This window comes from Alteromonas sp. DY56-G5 (assembly GCF_041414725.1).
In the GTDB taxonomy this organism is placed as follows: Bacteria; Pseudomonadota; Gammaproteobacteria; order Enterobacterales; family Alteromonadaceae; genus Alteromonas; species Alteromonas macleodii.
The window spans coordinates 57,069-76,084 of record NZ_JANHZQ010000021.1; the positions used below are offsets into that span (position 1 = coordinate 57,069).

Below are 19,016 nucleotides of genomic sequence, written 5' to 3' on the forward strand. Positions count from 1 at the left end.
GGCTGTTACCCATTGTTGTGCTGAGAGAGGTATATCTAAAACCAAGTACTCAGAACCAAGCACTGACAGCCATTCAAATAACAAGGACAGTAGATGCAAGCTTTCGGTCGCATTAAGCGAATAGTTACTGCAAGTGCAGACGCCATTATTTTGTACTTTGATGGCGCAAACCTGGACGACGCGAATAATGCCTGTCATTGCATGCTGGCAGCGATAGATAGCAAAAAGAAAAGCAATTCATGGCGTTGGCTGCGCGAATGTGTGCCTTCCTATGACAGCCTGTTGATTATTTTTGATATGGCATTAATTGATAGCCACGGTGTATACCGTGCCATCAGTAATTTAAGCGCTGAAGACATGAGCCTGCAATCAGTCTCTTTGCAAGCAAAAGAGAATGAAAGTAGCGCCGTGATTGAAATTCCTGTTTGGTACGGTGCGCCTAATGCAAGTGATTTAAGTGTAGTGAGTAAGAAAACGTCACTGTCTATTGAAGAGATTATCGAATTGCACACTAGCACGACTTATAAAGTATACGCAGTGGGTTTTTCTCCGGGCTTTGCCTACATGGGTGATATTCCAGAAGCACTCAAATGTGCGCGACTAGGCACACCGCGCAAACGGGTACCCAAAGGTGCGGTTGCAATCGCTGACAGGCAAACTGCTGTCTACCCCAGTGAATCACCTGGAGGATGGAATTTATTGGGGCTTACGGCATTCGACATGCTCATTCATAAAAATGAGCAAAGTGAAGCGCGGTTAAAAGCAGGTGATGTGGTTAGGTTTGTTTCAGTTACTGAACAGGAATATAGAGCAGGATTGCAGGTTGAGCGATGAGAATTGAAGTACTCAGTAAAGGATTGTTTAGCCTTATCATAGATAACGGACGGGTAGGGCGACAACGGGATGGATTTTGTGAATCAGGCCCTATGGATAGTAACGCCTATGATTGGGCCAATTTTCTAGCCTTCAATTTAGACGGTACGCCATGCTTCGAAGCGATTGGTGAAATGCGATTACGGGTTGATGAAGATTGTATTATTGCTGTGACTGGCAGGGAACCGTCACTCGACGTAGATGGAAACGTTAAAGCAACATACCAGAGCCAACATGTACCGGCAGGTGCAACTATTACGTTTGGCAGCGCTCTACTTGGTAGCAAAGCCTATTTGGCAATAGGTGGAAATTGGCATGTGCCAAAAGCGGTAGGGAGTGCATGTACGGTAGTACGCGAACAACTTGGTGGGTTGGATGGTAAGGGATGCGCGTTAAAAGATGGCGATTGCATCGACATTTCAGCTAACAGCAGAATTAAAAGCACCGCTAGAATGCGCACTCTCTCGCGGCAGCACATAGACAACTATGGTTTTTTAGAGTCTATTCGGGTTATTCCCGGGTATCAGTTTTCGAGTTTTAGCGCTGTTGCTTTACGCACGTTTGAAACAAGCAGCTATACGGTTTCATCGGCTATCGATCGCATGGGCTTTAGGTTGACCGGTGAATCAGTTACAGCCGATATAGAAAACATGCGCTCAGAGGCAATTCATTTAGGTGCAATTCAAGTTCCCGGCGACGGGCAGCCTATTGTAATGATGCGCGACAGACAAACATTAGGGGGTTATCCAAAACTTGGCTGTGTAAGCCCCTGTGATATAAGTCGCTTGGCCCAAGCCGTGCCAGGCGAAAAAGTGAATTTTGTTTTTCAACATGAAGAAGAAGCAAGGGCAGACTGGCTACTGATGACAAGTAGGCGTCGCCGACTACAAGGAGAAATATTGTGACGATTGCGTTTTTAAACGGTGAGTATATGCCTCTTTCTGAGGCTAAAATTTCTCCGATGGACAGAGGCTTCCTTTTTGGTGATGGTATTTATGAAGTCATTCCAACGTATTCTGGTAGCGCAGTAGGCTTCAAGGGGCACACTTCGCGTATGGCGCAAGGCCTTAAAGCTATTGAAATCGCTAACCCTTATTCAGCAGAAGAATGGCAAGACATTTTGACCAGCTTGGTCGAAAAAAACAAAGCATTTATAGAAAGCGGAAACATTGGTGTTTATTTCCACGTAAGCCGTGGCACCGATACAAAACGTTTTCATGCATACCCTAAGAATATAGCACCTACGGTATTCGGGTTTGCTTTTGAAATAGCGCCACCACAGCCCACAGCAAAATCTGAAGCAAGGCCTTTCAAAGTTGCGCTTCAACAGGATAAAAGGTGGCAACGCTGCCATATCAAATCCACATCCTTGTTAGGCAATGTAATGCACTATCAAGCAGGTGTTGACGCAGGCGTTAACGAAACTATTTTGTACAACAGCGAAGGTATGATAACCGAGGCAAGTTCATGCAACGTGTTTATGGTGAAAGACGGATGTATATCTACGCCCCCCTTAAACCATGAACTTCTTCCCGGTATTACTCGCGCCATTGCAATTGAAGCATTTAAACAGGCAGGCCTGGTTGTTACAGAAACTTGGTTTAGCAAAGATGAGTTGCTGGAGGCAGATGAAGTATGGTTAACCTCTTCAAGCAAAGAAGTTGCCCCGGTAGTTGAAGTAGACGGAAAACCTATTGGCACAGGGGAAGTGGGTGACGTGTGGGAGAAAGCAATTAAGGCTTACCACGCATATAAGTTTAAAGCGTAACGAAAAAAGGCCCGCTTAAAGCGGGCCTTTTGCTAGAATAAAACTGTTACTTATTCAGGTAAGTTGTCGCAGTTACCGTCTGTACACTCACCGTATAAGTATAGGCTGTGATGCGTTAGCTTCATCTTGTGTTGCTTTGCGATCATCTCTTGGCGTTCTTCGATAATGTCATCTTCAAACTCAATGACCTTGCCACACTTCAGACACACAAGGTGGTCGTGGTGATCTTTGTGACTGATTTCAAATACAGATTTTCCACCTTCGAAATGGTGGCGATTGAGAATGCCTGCATCATCAAATTGGTTTAACACGCGGTACACGGTAGCAAGACCAATTTCTTCACCCTGTTCGATAAGGATTTTGTAAACGTCTTCAGCGCTGATGTGTTGGTTTTCTGGCTCTTGCAGAATTTGTAAAATTTTAAGGCGAGGCAGAGTGACTTTTAGCCCTGCTTTTTTCAATTCTTTATTTTGATCCATTACAACCTACTAAGAACGAGTGAATAAGTATTTGGTGGTTATTATAGGTAAGTTGAAACAATTTAAAAGCAAAACCGTGGAAACTTTGTTTTCTCGCTGAAAATTTATCCATTGCACTGGTGCGATAAAAATTGTTACTTCGATACAGCCCGCATGGTGTCTGGCCTGACCAGATTGTAAGTGCAAGATTTATCTAACAAATGTGCAAAATAAATAAAACTTTTGATGCATTGAATTAACATCCTGTTAAACTAAACTTAAAAAGGCGATACAACCCTTTTTATTTTTTGGCATGTTTTTTTGGTGGAAGTGCCCATGCAGTTAACAATTATAAATAAAATCACGTTAGGCTTTGGCTTATTCGGCTGCTTATTATTACTTACCAGTATTCTTTCCTATTTTGGTCTTAGCGGAATAAAAGATTCTGCACAAGACGTTGTAGAGCAAAAGATGCCAGTTCAGACCAGCATGGTAAAAGTAAAGACTGAGATCCTCTCTTTATCAGTGATTACTGCCAACGGATATCATGTCGAAAATAGAGAAGAGCTGGTCGCAAACAAAGAGACGTTTGATACTTTATCTTCCGCATTCTCTGACGACTTGTCTCGTTTAAACTCACTTATGCCAAATAACGCGGTAGCCAGTAACGCTGTCGACGTTAGTCTAGCCTACGTTAATAGTAGTAACGACATGTATACCGCTATCAACGAGCGAATGAATATCGAGAAGGCTCTTGCTGCACAGCTTGAAAAAGTCTTAATGACGGCCGATGAGGCTAGTGCGTTAATGCTAGATCTTTCCTATTTAGAGGGAAATAACCCCAGCATTGAAACGCTAATTGGTGCGGGCACTGCAATAGACAATAAATTGCTCACAATGAATGATTCATTCATTGAACTGGCTGAAACCGATAACGCTACGCAAAGTGCCAATATTATTGAAGATTTAGAATACCAATTGAGTAATTTGCAGGTAGATAAAGACTATGTAAATCGTTTGGCCACAGGGGTAGATGATGGCGGTACGATAGCTTCTTTTAACGAACAGTATGGTTTACTGATGGAAGCGGTAAACGGCACAAATGGATTAATTGCTTTGCAGCGACAAAAACTTTCTGAAGTAGACAAAGCTGCGAAAGCTCAGAAGGAAGCAAAAGAAGCGTTAGAAACCGCACTTGCCGACATTAATACTTTGTTTGACGCTGTCCAGAAGCAATCTCTTGATGGGCAGAACGCCATTCTTGAATCTGTTCAGGCCAACCTTGTGCGCAATATCATTGTCGCGGCACTGGGCTTGGTTGCTGCAATATTTTTAGCGGTTATTGTAACCCGTAGTATTTCCAAGCCCCTTGGCCGTATCAATAAAGGCTTAAGTCAGCTAAGTAAAGGGGATTTAAGCACCAAATTGCCTCAAGAAGGCAATGACGAGTTTTCTGCCCTTTCCGCAAAAGTGAACAGCCTAACCGATAGTTTACGAGAGCTAGTGGGCAATATATTAGAGCAAGAAAAACGCCTTATAGACATTACAAAAGAAAGCGTAGAGCTGGGTAATAAGAGCTTATCTGAGGTAGACAAGCAACGTGAGCAAGTAACGGTAACGTCTACGAATACAAAACATGTACAGGAAAAAAGCCGCAGCAACCTCGCCCAAATTAATGAAGCAATGGACGCCCTACGCGATATAACAAAGCAAAGTACAGACATTAGTCAATTGGTACAAAAAAGCAGTCAGCAGGTGGGTAATCAAGCCAAACAGGCGGAGTCTTCGGCGCAGATCATTAATCGTTTGGACGACAACTCTCGCAATATTGGCAGTATCTTAGACGTGATTAAAACGATTGCAGAGCAAACCAACTTGTTAGCATTGAATGCAGCCATTGAAGCTGCAAGAGCTGGTGAACAAGGTAGAGGCTTTGCGGTTGTTGCGGATGAAGTGCGAACGCTAGCCAACCGCACCCATGACTCTACGGAAGAAATTGAGCAGATGATTGGGAACTTACAAAAAGATGCTGCGCAGGCAGTAAAAGCAATTAATGCAGGACGTGAACAAGCGCAAGAAGGGGTAGAAATTACCCAGCAAGTATCTCAGCAAGTAGAGAGTATTAGAGAAATCATTGAGCGGTTAAGCGATATTAACGAACACATTGTGGCTGATACCGAACAACAAGATGTTTTACTTGGCGATGTTGCGAAAAGTTTGAACCGCATAGTTGCACTAGCCGACTCCAGTGCGCAAAGCACGCGCCAGTCGAACGAGTCGACAATGTTGTTGGACGCGCAAACTGAGAGCTTGAGAAAAGCAGTAGAGCGGTTTCACCTGTAATCGCTGAATTAGCGTAGCTGACAGCAGGCGCAGCTGATTAATTATCAAAAAAAACCGCTCATCAGAGCGGTTTTTTTATTCTTTTTCGCGGCTGTGCTTAAGCAAGTTCTGCCAAGCAAAGTTCATCGTGAATTTGCTTGCACCACGCTTTAACGCGCGAGTCAGTTAGTTCTGGTTGACGGTCTTCGTCAATACCCAAGCCAACAAAGTGATTGTCGTCAGCCATGCCTTTAGACGCTTCAAAGTCGTAGCCTTCAGTTGACCATTGACCTACTAAAATCGCACCTTTGGCTTCAACGATGTCACGTACCATGCCCATCGCGTCTAGGAAGTACTCTGCATAGTCTTCCTGGTCTCCACAACCAAAAATAGCAACTAGCTTGTCGTTGAAGTCAATTTGCTCTAGTTCAGGAAAGAAATCATCCCAATCGCATTGCGCTTCACCGTAGTACCACGTTGGGATACCAAAGATAAGCAAATCAAATTCAGCGATGTCTTCTTTACTGCTCTTGGCAATGTCTTTAACATCAATTAGCTGTTTACCCAATTCCTTCTGGATCATTTTCGCAACATGTTCGGTATTACCCGTGTCACTTCCGAAAAATAGGCCAACGCTTGCCATATCTAACCTCTATTAATCGTTACTAATTAAACGCCTGTGCTTAGCCAAAACCATTCAATAATGCCCTTCGCAAGAAACCCTAATGCGCCTAAACCTAGCACACCGTACGTTACCACTCGTCCAATAAGTGGCACATCGTTCTTACGCAGTACATCGTGTACAGCAAAACCCATCAACCCAAAAAGGATAGATAAGCCGCCATACAGCATGATGGACTCAATGAGTTCGTAATTTTCTGCAAGCATAGTGTTGTTACTTAAAAAAATCTGGCGCAACTATATCACAGTATATACGCCTGTAAGAGCCTAAAACGTTCAAAAATAGGTAATAATAGTCATTCTCATCTTAAATGATGATGAAAACCCTTCTTTAAGACGATTTATTGAGCGTTCTTTCTACAACGGCGTTAAAGACCGCTGGCTTTTCTGCATGTAACCAGTGGCCAGTACCTTCTATTACATGTGCTTTAGCCTTGGGAAAATAACGCGTTATTTCATCGCGATAGGCTGGCGTAATATAATCAGACTCACTGCCCTTGATGAATAAGGTTACGCCATCAAATGTTTGATTTGTTTGTTCCCAATCAATAATGTGTGAATAACTTGCAATTAATCCATCGACATTAAAACGCCATTTCCAATCGCCATTTTCATCTTGATATAGGCTCTTCAATAAGAATTGTCGAACGCCTGGCTCTTTCACATGTTTAGCCATTTCTTTTTCAGCATCTTTTCTACTTTGAATTGCATCTAAGGGAACGGCCTTGAGTCCATCAAATACGGTTTGGTGGCTATGGTCGTAAGATACTGGTGCAATATCGGCGACAATGAGGTGAGAAACTACGTCGCCGTGGTTTAAGGCTAATCTCATGGCTACTTTGCCGCCTAATGAGTGGCCTAAAACCGCGCTTTCTCTAATATTAAGCGATTGCATAATCTCGAACACCCCATTTGCAGCATCGTCGACAGAAAATGAAGATGTCCATGGGGATTCACCGTGGTCAGGCAGATCAATGCTGATCACGTTGTAATTAGACTCAAAGTGGCGCTTGATGCCGGCTAAATTATCGGCATTTCCAAATAGTCCATGAATGAGAATCAGCCAGGGAGAGGTAGAAGCGCATTCCGAAAGTTTGTAGTTCAACTTCACAATATACTTATCCGTTTCTGAACATGCTGTTCAAACAAAATAAGGCCTGTAAAAACAGGCCTTGTTTAATTCACAATTTTAATTAATTAATGGCGTAATCGTCGAGTGACTTACCGCTATCTAGCGCTTCTTTATAAACGCGAGGCATGCGTCCTATACCTGTCCAAAGGTGTTCTTCACCCTTGCTATCAACAAGCTTGTATTTAACCGGACGTTTTTTGCCAACCTTTTTGTTTGTTTCTACATTTAATGCCTGTAGATCTTCAACATTTAAACCCGCTTCTTCCATTTGCTTTTTAATAGCAGCGAGCTTCTCTAATTTTTCTTTCTCAAGCTTTTCTTGTTCTACTAATTTTTCTTTTCTTTTCTCAATTATACCGCTAAGTTTTTCTTGAACTTGTTCAAGTTCTTCAATGCTTAATTCCTTAACAGCACCTTGTAAACGTCTTCCATGGGTTAAAATATCTAAAAAATCGCTCATTAATTAACCTTAATACGTTGTACTTAATTTCTATTGGATAATAAATAAAAGTAGCACAAAAAAAAAGCGAGCCAAGCTCGCTTTTTAAAAATATCCGTTAAATAGCAAATTAATACTTTAAATTACATGTTCGGGTAATTTGGTCCGCCGGCACCTTCCGGAACTACCCATTTAATATTTTGACTTGGGTCTTTTATGTCGCAGGTTTTACAATGAACACAGTTTTGTGCATTAATTTGGAACCGTTTTTCACCTTCCTCTTCAATTACTTCATATACACCAGCAGGGCAGTAGCGCTGTGCTGGCTCTGCAAATTTAGGTAAATTAACCTGCAAAGGAATAGACGGATCTTTTAATTTTAAGTGGCAAGGCTGGTCTTCTTCGTGATTTGTATTAGATAAAAATACAGAAGACAGTTTATCAAAGCTTAACACGCCATCTGGCTTAGGATATGAAATCTCTTTTGCATCTTTCGCTTCTTTAAGCTGTGAGTAGTCTTTATGTTCGTCTTTCATGGTGAAAAACAAATTACCATTAAAGATATTTTGCTCTAGCGTGTTAAATGCGCCACCCCAGAAATTTCCGAGTTTGTGGATAGCGGGGCCAAAGTTACGAGAGCGGAACAATTCGTCGTATAGCCACGATGATTTAAATTTCTCTGTAAAGCTTGTTAACTCTTTTACTGGTGCCTCAGCATTTTCTGAAATGGCTTCAAAAATACTCTCTGCTGCAAGCATGCCCGACTTCATGGCCGTGTGATTACCTTTAATTTTGGCAAAGTTTAGCGTTCCGGCTTCACAGCCGACGAGTAAACCACCTGGGAAGGTCATTTTAGGCAACGAGTTAAACCCACCTTTAGCGATAGCTCTTGCGCCATAAGAGACACGTTTACCGCCTTCAAGGTACTGTTTAAATACGGGGTGGTGCTTTAGGCGTTGAAATTCATCAAACGGGCTTAGGTATGGATTGTCGTAGTTTAGGTCTACGATTAGGCCAACGAACACTTGGTTATCTTCAGCGTGGTATAAATAGCTACCGCCTGTTGCATCGTCAAGTGGCCAGCCTGCACTGTGAACCACAAGCCCTGGCTGGTGCTTGGATGGGTCTATATCCCAAATCTCTTTAAAGCCAATGGCATAATGTTGCGGTGAACTGTCTTCGTCCAGCTTAAAGTGCGAAATGAGGTCTTTTCCTAAGTGACCGCGACAGCCTTCTGCAAACACTGTGTATTTAGCGCGTAGTTCCATACCTGGCATGTAACCGTCTTTAGGTTCGCCGTTTTCACCCACGCCCATGTCGCCGGTAAGTACACCGCCAACACTGCCATCTTCATTGTAAATGACTTCAGAGGCCGCAAAGCCAGGGAATACTTCAACACCTAGTTGTTCAGCTTGATCTGCCAACCAGCGACACACATTACCCATAGACACAATATAGTTGCCATCGTTGTGCATGGTTTTCGGAGTAATAGCGTTAGGTAACTTTTTCGCTGAAGTCTCATCATTAAGTAGGTAAATGTGGTCTTCAGTTACGGGTGTATTGAGAGGTGCACCTTTTTCTTTCCAATCAGGGAAAAGTTCGTTTAGTGAGCGCGGCTCAAACACGGCACCAGAAAGAATGTGTGCACCTACCTCGGAGCCTTTTTCGACCACACAAACCATTAGCTCTTGGTCTTTTTCATTTGCAAGCTGCATAAGCTTACAAGCCGTTGATAATCCAGCTGGGCCGGCACCGACGATGACTACGTCAAACTCCATCGATTCTCGTTCCACGGGAGGCTCCTTATGTTTGTATTTTTATAATGCACTATTGATGAAACAAATAATGCTTTGTGTCAAAAACATGTAAATTAATTGTCGTTTTGCAAGGTAATGCAGGTTGACGTTTACGTCAACAGTAAGTACATTGCAAAGCAGTTTACGTTAACGTTAACTGGCAGTGTATTATAACTGCTCGTAAACGTGGTGTTAACGGCGTTTTAAGGCTAGCCTTTAAAAAACGTACGTTCCACGGATTCTTTTTTAACGTAGAGCACATTGTTAAAGTTTCAAAAAGCGTGGTGAAGTAATACGTTTTTAATTATTAATAGTTAATTATTAATGAAACGTAATAGACACCGACGAACTCAACAATTGAGGTAAATATGAAAATACTCGTACCGGTCAAACGCGCGATCGACTACAACGTTAAGGTAAGAGTGAAGGCCGATGAGTCTGGCGTAGATCTTACCAACGCAAAAATGGCCATCAACCCTTTTTGCGAAATTGCTGTTGAAGAAGCCGTTCGATTAAAAGAAAAAGGTGTGGCCACTGAAATCGTTGTTGTTTCAATTGGTGATAAGAGCTGCCAAGAACAAATACGTACAGCACTAGCCCTAGGTGCTGACCGTGGTATTCAAATCGATACCGACCAAAATCTTGATTCACTTCAAGTGGCGAAGCTGTTATCTAAAGTAGTTGAAGAAGAGCAACCACAACTTGTCATCCTTGGTAAGCAGAGTATCGACTCTGACAACAACCAGACAGGTCAGATGCTTGCTGCATTAACTGGCATGCCACAGGGCACTTTCGCGTCAGAAGTCGTTGTTGACGGCGAAAAAGTTAATGTTACCCGTGAAATCGACGGTGGCCTTCAAACTGTTGCGCTTTCGCTTCCAGCAGTCGTGACCACAGATCTTCGTTTGAACGAGCCGCGCTATGCATCGCTTCCAAATATCATGAAAGCAAAACGCAAACCGTTAGACGTTAAAGCGGCTGCGGATTTTGGTGTTTCACTTGACTCAAACGTTAAGGTGCTAAAAGTGACGCCTCCGCCTCAGCGCGAGGGTGGCATTAAAGTGGCAGATGTTGCTGAGTTGGTAGACAAGTTAAAAAATGAAGCAAAGGTGATCTCATGAGCGTACTCGTATATGCAGAACACGATAATGCAAGCTTAAAGACTGAAACGCATAAGCTTGTGAATGCCGCGCAGAAAATGGGTGGCGATATTCACGTGCTAGTCGCAGGTGAAGGTTGCCAAGCAGTAGCTGAAGCTGCAGCGCAAATTGACGGTGTTGCAAAAGTACTTGTTGCTGACAATGCTGCTTACAAGCATCAGCTTGCTGAGAATACGGCTGATCTAGTTGTAGAACTTGCTGCTGACTACAGCCACATTGTTGCTGCTGCAACCACGACAGGTAAGAACTTCATGCCTCGCGTAGCGGCTTTATTAGACGTAGCGCAAATCTCTGACATCATTGGTGTAGAGAGTGAAGACACGTTTGTACGCCCAATTTACGCAGGTAACGCTATTGCTACCGTACAATCATCTGACGCGAAGAAGGTCATTACTGTACGAGCTGCATCATTTGATGCTGCAACAACAGGCGGCAGCGCAGAAGTTGCAGCAGTGGACGTTGTAAAAGGCAGTGATAAGTCTGATTTCGTATCGGCAGAGCTGACTGAGTCTGAGCGACCTGAATTAACTGCAGCAGAAGTGGTAATTTCAGGTGGCCGTGGTATGCAAAACGGTGACAACTTCAAGCTTCTTGAGGGCATTGCTGACAAGCTAGGTGCTGCTATTGGTGCATCACGCGCCGCAGTAGATGCTGGGTTCGTTCCGAATGATATGCAGGTAGGTCAAACAGGTAAAATTGTTGCGCCTCAGCTTTATATCGCGGTAGGTATCTCGGGCGCTATTCAACACCTTGCAGGTATGAAAGACTCTAAAGTCATTGTTGCTATCAACAAAGATGAGGAAGCGCCAATTTTCCAGGTTGCAGACTACGGGTTAGTAGGCGACTTGTTTGATGTACTTCCAGAGCTGGAAAATTCGTTGTAAATCGAATTTTAAGGTTTAGCAAAATGAAGACAAAGGCTGCGTATACGCAGCCTTTTTTGTAGGGAATCGTTATAAAATACCTAGAGTAGTTACGGGTATGTTTTTTAATGGAACAATAATTTAAACGCGCACCACTGAGTTGTCTTCTATGCTCACAGGTGAGGGAATATAAGCATCTGCTTCCCAATCGTTTTCCCATTTTTCACCATCAATGAGATAGCGAAACTGGTACTCGTGATCCTTTTCTAAATCCACCGTTAACGTGAAGTCTCCACTTTTCAGTTTCTTCATCGTTAGTGGCTGTGATTTCCAGTCAGTAAAGTCACCACACAACGCTGCTTCTTTGGCGTCTTGCGCCGCTTCCGCATTTAGTCGAAATGTCACTTTGCACAGAGGTTTTGATTTAAGGTATTGTTTCTTAAGACTCATAATGTGTTTTCCCTTCAACGTAGCGAAATCATTCCCGAGGCTACTTCGCATTAAAGACTAAGCTCAAATAACAACCGCCGGTTAACTCATAACCAATGAGTGATTAAATAATCAACGAAAATCTGATAATTATCAATCTTACTTTGTATTCTTATGACAATTTTTTATATTAGGGCGGCTGATTTTTATGTGTATTTTAAAAACAATTAACAGACACAAAATTTAACAATCTTAAGTGGGCACAATAACCACAAATCAGTACACTAGTGTTGAAACAATAATAATAGATTTTCGTGGGTTATCAGGTGGTATGTGAAAGTGCAATAAATCGTTGCGTCCGTTTCACTCGCGTGGATTTCCTTCGTTCCTAGGGATAGTAAATGAAAAACTCCATCTTGATGAAAAGTGGCATTCCACTAATCATAGTTTTGGTCGCGTTTATCGCCGCGACAGTCATGATCAAATCACGTAAGCCACCAGAGCAAGTACCCGTGGAAATTCCTGCTTTTTTGGTTGAAGCGAAAGAAGCAACAGCAGAGGCCGTGAGCTTTATCGTAAAATCTCAGGGTAACGTTGTTCCACGAAATAAAACTGCGTTAAGTGCGCAGGTCAGTGGCCAAGTAGTAAGTTTGTCTGATGTATTTATAGCTGGCGGTACGTTCAAAAAAGGGGATGTACTGGCAACACTTGAACAAGATGATTATCGCACGGATCTTAAGCTTGCAGAGGCTGAATTAGCTCAAGCGCAAGCAGCGCTTCAAGAAGAAATAGCTCGCGGCAAAGTAGCCGAGCAAGAATGGCGTTCGGTAAGTAGCGTTGCACCGCCTGAGTTGGGTTTACGTAAGCCGCAACTGGCAAAAGAACAAGCAAACGTTAAAGCTGCAGAAGCCAAACTAGAGCGCGCAAAACGCAACTTGGCAAGAACGCAAATTACAGCCCCTTATAATGGCATTGTGGTTGAACGTAATATTGACCTGGGTCAGTTTGTATCAATGGGCGCAGTACTTGGTACCGTTTACTCCACCGATACTGCAGAAGTCAGGCTGCCTATTACTGACAGCGATTTAATGTTTATCAATATCGCCGGACAATCCAATGACGGCGCTCCGGTTTCGTTGACGGCCTCTGTGGGCGGTGTGAAACGTACTTGGGAAGGTAAACTGGTGCGTTCAGAAGGTATTTTAGATACGGGCAGCCGAGTAGTATATGCCATTGTGGAAGTACAAGATCCTTACAATCTGAAATCTTCACACAATGCCCCCCTTCGTTTTGGTCAGTTTGTAGAAGCAGAAATCACATCTCGTCAGAATGAAGAATTGGTGGTGTTGCCTCGTAGCATTTTACGTTTAGACAATACCGTACTGACTGTTAACGACAATCGTGAGATTGAAATAAAGCCTGTTGAGGTTGCGCGTACAACCGCTAAAGAAGTGTTTATTCGTTCTGGCATTGAGCATGGAAGCCTGGTAGTGAGAAGTGCCGTACCAAACCCATATAATGGCATGAAAGTTCGTCTTCCTGGCGATGAACCTGTGCTTTCTGATGCCGCCGAATCAGATGCTAGCGAAGATACTGATAAAGTAGAGAGCACGTCCACGGAAGGTGAAAGCGAATGAGCCGTATTGATACCAATAAAGGGCTTATTGCCTGGTTCGCGCGTAACAGCGTAGCTGCAAATCTTCTGATGTGGTTGCTTGTAGTTGGCGGATTATTTGGTGCCTTCAGTATTCAGAAGCAAGTATTTCCCAATTTCGAGATAGACATTATTAATGTTCGCGTACCGTATTTGGGGGCCGCACCACAAGAAGTAGAAGAGGGCGTACTGCTTAAAATTGAAGAGTCAATTAAAGACTTAGAGGGTATTAAGCAGCTTAATTCCACAGCAGTTGAAGGTATGGGTACGGTAAGTATTCAGGTGGAAGAAGACTATGATGTTCAATCTTTACTTGATGAAGTAAAAGTACAAGTTGACGCTATTCCGAGCTTCCCCGCAGACACTGAAAAGCCCGTTATTTACCGTCAAAAAATACAACAAGACGTAATTTGGCTCTCGGTTTACGGTGACGCGTCTGAACGGGAGTTAAAAGAGTTTGCCAAAGATTTGCGCGACGACATTGCTAACCTACCTGGTATTTCAAGTGTTCAAGTTGTTGGGGCAAGGGATTATGAGATTTCCGTTGAGCTTTCGGAAGTCGATTTGCAAAAATACAACCTTACATTCGCCGATGTCGTTGCGCGTTTAAGTCAAACCAGCGTCGACTTACCTGGCGGCTCAATTCGAACTGAAAATGGCGATATTCTGCTTAGAACGAAAGGGCAAGCCTATACGGGCTGGGATTTCTCGCAGATTGTTTTAGTAACAAACGGTAACGGCACGCGCGTGACATTAGGTGATGTGGCATATATCAACGATGGTTTTATTGAAAATAACCAATATGCGCTATTCGACGATAAACCCGCTGTTAGTTTGCGAGTGCGTGCGGTAGGTGATCAAAACGCATTAGAAATCTCTGAGCAAGTTAATACCTATATTGAGAGTCAGAAATCGGAATTTCCGGCGCATATTACAGCTGATACGTGGGGCGACAGTTCGTTCTACTTAGCTGACCGACTCAACATGATGCTGGAAAACATGTTTTTCGGCGCGCTGCTGGTTTTCTTGGTACTTTCTTTATTTTTAAAAATTAAGCTCGCGTTTTGGGTCATTGTGGGCTTGCCGGTTTGTTTTCTTGGCACCTTGTTAGTTATGCCGCTAGATATGGTTGGTGTGTCTATCAACATGCTTAGCCTGTTCGCGTTTATTCTTGTGCTGGGTATTGTGGTTGACGACGCCATTATCATGGGGGAATCGGCGTATTCTGAAATAGACAAAAAAGGCCATAGCGCTGAAAACGTGATTGCGGGCGTCAAAAAGGTCGCTATGCCAGCGACATTTGGCGTGTTGACAACCATTGCCGCATTCTCGCCCATGCTGATGGTATCTGGGCCGTTTGGAATTATTTGGAAAACCATCGGTATGGTGGTTATCGTGTGCCTTATTTTCTCGCTCATTGAGTCCAAACTAATATTGCCGGCTCACTTGGTACACATGAAGCTTAAGCCATACGATCCTGAAAAGGCGAACAGATTTCAAAAGTTCCGAGATTTCTTCAGCGAAGGTATTAAGACGTTTATAAATAATAAATACGCGCCATTTTTGGCTAAAGCTGTACGAAATCGCTACACCACGGTTGCTGTGTTTATGGCTATGCTGATCCTCACAGTAGGCCTGTTCGGTGGTGGTATTGTACGTTTTGTATTTTTCCCGAATATTCCTAGCGATTTTATGATTGCAAGTTTCGAGCTTGAGCCAGGCTCATCGCTTGAACAGCGTGATAATGTACTGACTACGCTTCGCGAGGCCATGCACCGCATGGACGACAAAGTAGCTGAAGAGTCGGGTGAAAACGTTATAAAGCACGCCATTGCCTTTGATAACGGCAACCTTGGGGGAGAGATTTTCGCAGAGCTTACCAAAGGTGAAACGCGTACGCTGACAGACTTTGAAATTCAAGACATGTGGCGTCAAGAGTTACCAGAAATCCCAGGTGTTAAGTCGTTTAATATTAGCTCTCCGGGGGGCCCTGGTGGTGGTTCAGATCTGAGCTTTGAATTTAGCTCAAGCGATATTAAGGCCCTTCGTTCGATAAGTGATGAACTTAAAGAAGCGTTGGATAAATACGAAGGCGTTACCGACATTAACGACACCTTCTCAGGCGGAAGCGAAGAAATTCAACTCGCGCTGAAACCTCAGGCTGATGCGCTAGGTATTTCTTTGCGTGATTTAGGTCAGCAGGTTCGCTTTGGTTTCTATGGTGCGGAAGTTCAGCGTATCCAGCGTGACGATGAAGAAATCAAAGTGATGGTGCGTTATCCGAAAACGGAACGTAGCTCTATAGAGCACCTTGAAAACATGCGTATCCGCGCGCCAAATGGGCAAGAAATTCCATTTGAGCAGGTGGCGACATTTACAGTTGGTCAGGGCTTTGATTCAATTATTCGTGTCGATGGTAAACGCTCGGTAACCGTAACCGGTGCAGTGGATAAAGCGTTGCTTGACCCGTCAGAAGTAACCAATGATGTGATTGAAAATCTGATGCCGGATCTACTAGCGCGGTATCCCAAGGTGGACTTCCAGCTTCAAGGTAACTCGAAAGAGCAGGCTGACGCTATGATCAGCCTAATGCAGGGGCTTCTATTTGCACTCTTTGCCATTTATACCTTGCTTGCTATTCCGCTTAAATCGTACAGCCAGCCGTTCATCATTATGTCGGTTATACCTTTTGGTATCGTAGGCGCCATTGTGGGGCATTTGGTATTAGGTATGGCGGTAAGCGTACTTTCTATCTGCGGCATAATTGCGTTGTCTGGGGTGGTAGTTAACGACAGCTTGATCATGGTGGATTTCGTTAACCGTGCGCGCAAAGAAGGCATGTCACTAATGGATGCTGCTATTAGCGCAGGTACTCAGCGTTTCAGAGCAATTATCCTCACCTCACTAACAACGTTTATGGGGCTAATGCCGATTGTTTTTGAGCGCAGTTTACAGGCTCAAGTTGTGATCCCAATGGCTATTTCATTGGCCTTCGGTATTTTGTTCGCCACGGTGATCACCTTGCTGCTTGTCCCAGCGCTGTACCTTATTTTAAATGACCTTAAAAGCGTGTTTAAAGGTCGAAAACATACGCAAGTTACGACAGAAAGCTAAATAGAAAATGCCGGTTCAAACCGGCATTTTTCGTTTAAGGAATAAGAATGAAGAAAAATCTAATATACGCTGCCATAGTAGCGGCATCAGCAGGTTTAACCTTGGCGTGTACAAGCTCGTATACCGAATCTACTAGTTCAGTGCAAGGTGAATCACAAAGTGGCGGCATGCCAAAAGTGTCCGACTATCCAAAAACCAAAACTGTGACTCAGCATGACAACTATCATGGCACTGTAGTGAGCGACCCATACCGCTGGCTAGAAGAAGAAAAGAGCGAAGAGGTAAGTGCTTGGGTTGAGTCTCAAAACACCCTTGCTCGTCCTTACCTGGCTGAATTGCCCTCTAGAGAAAGATACAAAGAACGTCTAACAGCGCTGTGGGACTACGAAAAATACTCAACGCCATATATGGTAAACGGCAAGCTGTTTTATTCTTATAACGACGGCTTGCAAAACCAATATGTGCTTTATATGGCTGACGGCGTTAACAGTGAGCCTGAAGTACTGATTGACCCAAATACATTGAGTGAAGATGGCACAGTGTCTATGGCGTCAACTGAACTAAGCCCTAAAGCCTCGTTCTTGGCCTACATGCTTTCTGACGGTGGTACAGACTGGAAAACTATTCACGTTCGTGACACCAGTAAGAAGTCGGATTTAACTGACATTATTAAAGGCATTAAGTTTTCAAATATCGCGTGGTTGCCCGATGAAAGCGGCTTTTTCTATTCACGTTACCCCCAAAATGAAGCTGGTAAGTATGATGATAGCCAAACCGTATCTATCTATTTTCACGCAATAGGTACAGCGCAAAGTGAAGACAAAAAGGTTTTTGCGTTTGACAATAAACCTACATGGAACCCTTATCCTTCGGTTGTTCAAGATGGCAAAACACTGCTCATTTCTGTGTTCGAGGGATATCAGACGAATGGTGTTTATGCTAAATCGCTGGTAAATGATAACAGTGAGCTCGTTCCGGTTTTCGACAAATGGGATGGCCGTTACGACCTAATTGGCGAGCATGACGACGAGTTATTTTTCACATCTACAGCGAATGCCCCTACAGGTAAGGTTATTAAGGTTGATTTCGATGGTGGCGTTAAAGCAATGGAAACCGTAATTGAAAGTACATCTGATACCTTGTCGAGCGTTTCACTATTGGGTGAAAAACTTTTTGCTCAGTATCTAAAAGATGTAAAAGGGCAGGTAAGTGTATTTGATTTAAACGGCGAGAAAATAGATGAAATTGCGTTTACTGATATTGGAAGTGTAAGCGGGTTTTACGGAAGCAAAAATGCCGATACAACGTTCTATAAACTTACGGGGTTCACTAACCCTGGCCAAGTATTTGCGTACGACGTAAAAAGCGGCGAGTCATCATTATTTAAATCCATCGATACCGGTGTTAATTATGATGACTACGAAACAAAGCAAATTTTTTACACCAGTAAAGATGGAACAAAAGTTCCCATGTTTATTGTGCATAAAAAAGGCTTGAAGCTAGATGGAAATAATAAAACGTTACTGTACGGGTATGGTGGTTTTAATATTTCACTGCTGCCCCGCTATTCAGTATCGCGCATGGTATGGGTAGAGCAGGGCAATGTACTGGCCATAGCTAACTTACGTGGTGGTGGTGAGTATGGGCAACAGTGGCACAAGGCTGGGACTAAGTTAGATAAGCAAAACGTATTTGATGACTTTATCGCAGCGGGCGAGTATTTGGTTGAAAGTGGCTACACCACGCCTGAGAAAATGGGTATTCAAGGTGGTTCGAATGGCGGTTTGCTGGTTGGTGCGACCTTAACACAGCGCCCGGATCTCTTTTCTGCTGCCTTACCTGCAGTCGGCGTGTTAGATATGCTTCGCTATCACACACCTAGTGCAAATGCGCGGGCATGGTCCTCTGATTATGGGTTAAGTGAAAACAAAGACGAATTTGAAGCGCTTTATGCTTATTCGCCACTGCACAACACTAAGCCGGGCTCGTGCTACCCGGCTACATTAGTTACTACAGGTGATCACGATGACCGAGTTGTGCCGTGGCATAGCTATAAATTTGCAGCTCAACTACAGGCTGATCAAAGCTGCGATAACCCAATTCTACTTCGTGTTGAAACTCGAGCTGGTCACGGTGCGGGTACGCCAACGTGGATGCAAATAGAAGGGTATGCCGACCAGTGGGCCTTTTTGGAGTCCGCTCTCAACTAGCGCATATATACTGCTATTAAATAGAAGCCGCTTTAAAAAGCGGCTTCAGACTGTTGAAAAAGCCCTAGACGAAAGTCTGGGGCTTTGATCTAATAGGCATAGTGAAATTCGGAGTGT

The 19,016-nt window shown here is 43.6% G+C and carries 16 protein-coding genes; 9 read left to right on the forward strand and 7 right to left on the reverse strand.

Annotated features, from left to right (window positions below; all coding sequences use genetic code 11):
• Positions 1–93: 93 nt before the first annotated feature.
• The 3 genes from pxpB to NO989_RS11895 are packed head-to-tail and all read left to right on the forward strand — an operon-like array spanning position 94 to position 2,641.
• Entirely contained in the window at positions 94–834 is a 741-nt protein-coding gene (gene pxpB, locus NO989_RS11885; protein ID WP_039225490.1) for a 5-oxoprolinase subunit PxpB, read from the forward strand.
• Positions 831–1,778, forward strand: a complete 948-nt coding sequence (locus tag NO989_RS11890; RefSeq protein WP_039225493.1) for a biotin-dependent carboxyltransferase family protein — start codon at positions 831–833, stop codon at positions 1,776–1,778. The genes pxpB and NO989_RS11890 overlap by 4 nt, the downstream gene beginning before the upstream one ends.
• Positions 1,775–2,641, forward strand: coding sequence for a D-amino acid aminotransferase (locus tag NO989_RS11895; protein ID WP_014949742.1), 867 nt, complete (start codon positions 1,775–1,777; stop codon positions 2,639–2,641). The genes NO989_RS11890 and NO989_RS11895 overlap by 4 nt, the downstream gene beginning before the upstream one ends.
• A 50-nt stretch (positions 2,642–2,691) precedes the next feature.
• On the opposite strand, the gene fur is transcribed toward NO989_RS11895, so the two are convergent.
• Complete coding sequence (gene fur / locus NO989_RS11900; protein WP_014949741.1) at positions 2,692–3,120, reverse strand: ferric iron uptake transcriptional regulator; 429 nt, start codon at positions 3,118–3,120, stop codon at positions 2,692–2,694.
• 315 nt (positions 3,121–3,435) lie between these two features.
• Here fur and NO989_RS11905 point away from each other — a divergent pair, with 315 nt between their 5' ends.
• Positions 3,436–5,442: a methyl-accepting chemotaxis protein gene (locus tag NO989_RS11905; RefSeq protein ID WP_371342609.1), complete on the forward strand. Its 2,007-nt coding sequence runs from the start codon at positions 3,436–3,438 to the stop codon at positions 5,440–5,442.
• A gap of 97 nt (positions 5,443–5,539) precedes the next feature.
• Here NO989_RS11905 and fldA read toward each other — a convergent pair whose 3' ends face one another.
• The 5 genes from fldA to NO989_RS11930 all read right to left on the reverse strand — a co-directional run bounded on the left by fldA (position 5,540) and on the right by NO989_RS11930 (position 9,466).
• Positions 5,540–6,064, reverse strand: a complete 525-nt coding sequence (fldA, locus tag NO989_RS11910) for a flavodoxin FldA (protein WP_014949739.1) — start codon at positions 6,062–6,064, stop codon at positions 5,540–5,542.
• A 26-nt stretch (positions 6,065–6,090) separates the two neighbouring features.
• Positions 6,091–6,309, reverse strand: a complete 219-nt coding sequence (locus NO989_RS11915) for a DUF2788 domain-containing protein (protein ID WP_012519093.1) — start codon at positions 6,307–6,309, stop codon at positions 6,091–6,093.
• A 124-nt stretch (positions 6,310–6,433) separates the two neighbouring features.
• Positions 6,434–7,213 (reverse strand): alpha/beta fold hydrolase, encoded by a 780-nt coding sequence (locus NO989_RS11920; RefSeq protein ID WP_014976740.1) that lies wholly within the window; start codon positions 7,211–7,213, stop codon positions 6,434–6,436.
• An 82-nt stretch (positions 7,214–7,295) separates the two neighbouring features.
• The gene (locus NO989_RS11925; RefSeq protein WP_014949737.1) at positions 7,296–7,694 is read right to left on the reverse strand and encodes an H-NS family nucleoid-associated regulatory protein; all 399 of its coding nucleotides are present in this window, start codon (positions 7,692–7,694) and stop codon (positions 7,296–7,298) included.
• Positions 7,695–7,816: 122 nt separating this feature from the next.
• Entirely contained in the window at positions 7,817–9,466 is a 1,650-nt protein-coding gene (locus NO989_RS11930; protein WP_371342613.1) for an electron transfer flavoprotein-ubiquinone oxidoreductase, read from the reverse strand.
• A gap of 371 nt (positions 9,467–9,837) precedes the next feature.
• Between NO989_RS11930 and NO989_RS11935 the strand changes: the two genes are divergently transcribed.
• The gene (locus tag NO989_RS11935) at positions 9,838–10,590 is read left to right on the forward strand and encodes an electron transfer flavoprotein subunit beta/FixA family protein (RefSeq protein WP_014949735.1); all 753 of its coding nucleotides are present in this window, start codon (positions 9,838–9,840) and stop codon (positions 10,588–10,590) included.
• Entirely contained in the window at positions 10,587–11,513 is a 927-nt protein-coding gene (locus NO989_RS11940; protein WP_014976738.1) for an electron transfer flavoprotein subunit alpha/FixB family protein, read from the forward strand. Before NO989_RS11935 ends, NO989_RS11940 begins: the two co-directional genes overlap by 4 nt.
• A gap of 120 nt (positions 11,514–11,633) precedes the next feature.
• Here NO989_RS11940 and NO989_RS11945 read toward each other — a convergent pair whose 3' ends face one another.
• Positions 11,634–11,942: an isoamylase early set domain-containing protein gene (locus NO989_RS11945; protein WP_014949733.1), complete on the reverse strand. Its 309-nt coding sequence runs from the start codon at positions 11,940–11,942 to the stop codon at positions 11,634–11,636.
• A gap of 380 nt (positions 11,943–12,322) precedes the next feature.
• On the opposite strand from NO989_RS11945, the gene NO989_RS11950 reads away from it, so the two are divergent.
• From NO989_RS11950 to NO989_RS11960, 3 genes are read left to right on the forward strand one after another with little or no spacing between them, the layout of a single operon-like run.
• Positions 12,323–13,558, forward strand: a complete 1,236-nt coding sequence (locus NO989_RS11950; protein ID WP_156086498.1) for an efflux RND transporter periplasmic adaptor subunit — start codon at positions 12,323–12,325, stop codon at positions 13,556–13,558.
• A complete protein-coding gene (locus NO989_RS11955; RefSeq protein WP_371342616.1) occupies positions 13,555–16,689 on the forward strand; it encodes an efflux RND transporter permease subunit in 3,135 nt (1,044 codons plus the stop codon). The genes NO989_RS11950 and NO989_RS11955 overlap by 4 nt, the downstream gene beginning before the upstream one ends.
• A gap of 47 nt (positions 16,690–16,736) precedes the next feature.
• Positions 16,737–18,899: a prolyl oligopeptidase family protein gene (locus NO989_RS11960; RefSeq protein ID WP_371342618.1), complete on the forward strand. Its 2,163-nt coding sequence runs from the start codon at positions 16,737–16,739 to the stop codon at positions 18,897–18,899.
• The last annotated feature ends 117 nt before the right edge of the window (positions 18,900–19,016 follow it).

Excerpts from the sequence above, each read along its gene's own strand:
- NO989_RS11955 (WP_371342616.1), top strand. The coding sequence starts at position 13,555 with ATGAGCCGTATTGATACCAATAAAGGGCTTATTGCCTGGTTCGCGCGT.
- NO989_RS11935 (WP_014949735.1), top strand. The coding sequence starts at position 9,838 with ATGAAAATACTCGTACCGGTCAAACGCGCGATCGACTACAACGTTAAG.
- fur (WP_014949741.1), bottom strand. The coding sequence starts at position 3,120 with ATGGATCAAAATAAAGAATTGAAAAAAGCAGGGCTAAAAGTCACTCTG.
- NO989_RS11945 (WP_014949733.1), bottom strand. The coding sequence starts at position 11,942 with ATGAGTCTTAAGAAACAATACCTTAAATCAAAACCTCTGTGCAAAGTG.
- NO989_RS11940 (WP_014976738.1), top strand. The coding sequence starts at position 10,587 with ATGAGCGTACTCGTATATGCAGAACACGATAATGCAAGCTTAAAGACT.
- NO989_RS11905 (WP_371342609.1), top strand. The coding sequence starts at position 3,436 with ATGCAGTTAACAATTATAAATAAAATCACGTTAGGCTTTGGCTTATTC.
- NO989_RS11915 (WP_012519093.1), bottom strand. The coding sequence starts at position 6,309 with ATGCTTGCAGAAAATTACGAACTCATTGAGTCCATCATGCTGTATGGC.
- NO989_RS11950 (WP_156086498.1), top strand. The coding sequence starts at position 12,323 with ATGAAAAACTCCATCTTGATGAAAAGTGGCATTCCACTAATCATAGTT.
- NO989_RS11890 (WP_039225493.1), top strand. The coding sequence starts at position 831 with ATGAGAATTGAAGTACTCAGTAAAGGATTGTTTAGCCTTATCATAGAT.
- pxpB (WP_039225490.1), top strand. The coding sequence starts at position 94 with ATGCAAGCTTTCGGTCGCATTAAGCGAATAGTTACTGCAAGTGCAGAC.
- fldA (WP_014949739.1), bottom strand. The coding sequence starts at position 6,064 with ATGGCAAGCGTTGGCCTATTTTTCGGAAGTGACACGGGTAATACCGAA.
- NO989_RS11925 (WP_014949737.1), bottom strand. The coding sequence starts at position 7,694 with ATGAGCGATTTTTTAGATATTTTAACCCATGGAAGACGTTTACAAGGT.
- NO989_RS11960 (WP_371342618.1), top strand. The coding sequence starts at position 16,737 with ATGAAGAAAAATCTAATATACGCTGCCATAGTAGCGGCATCAGCAGGT.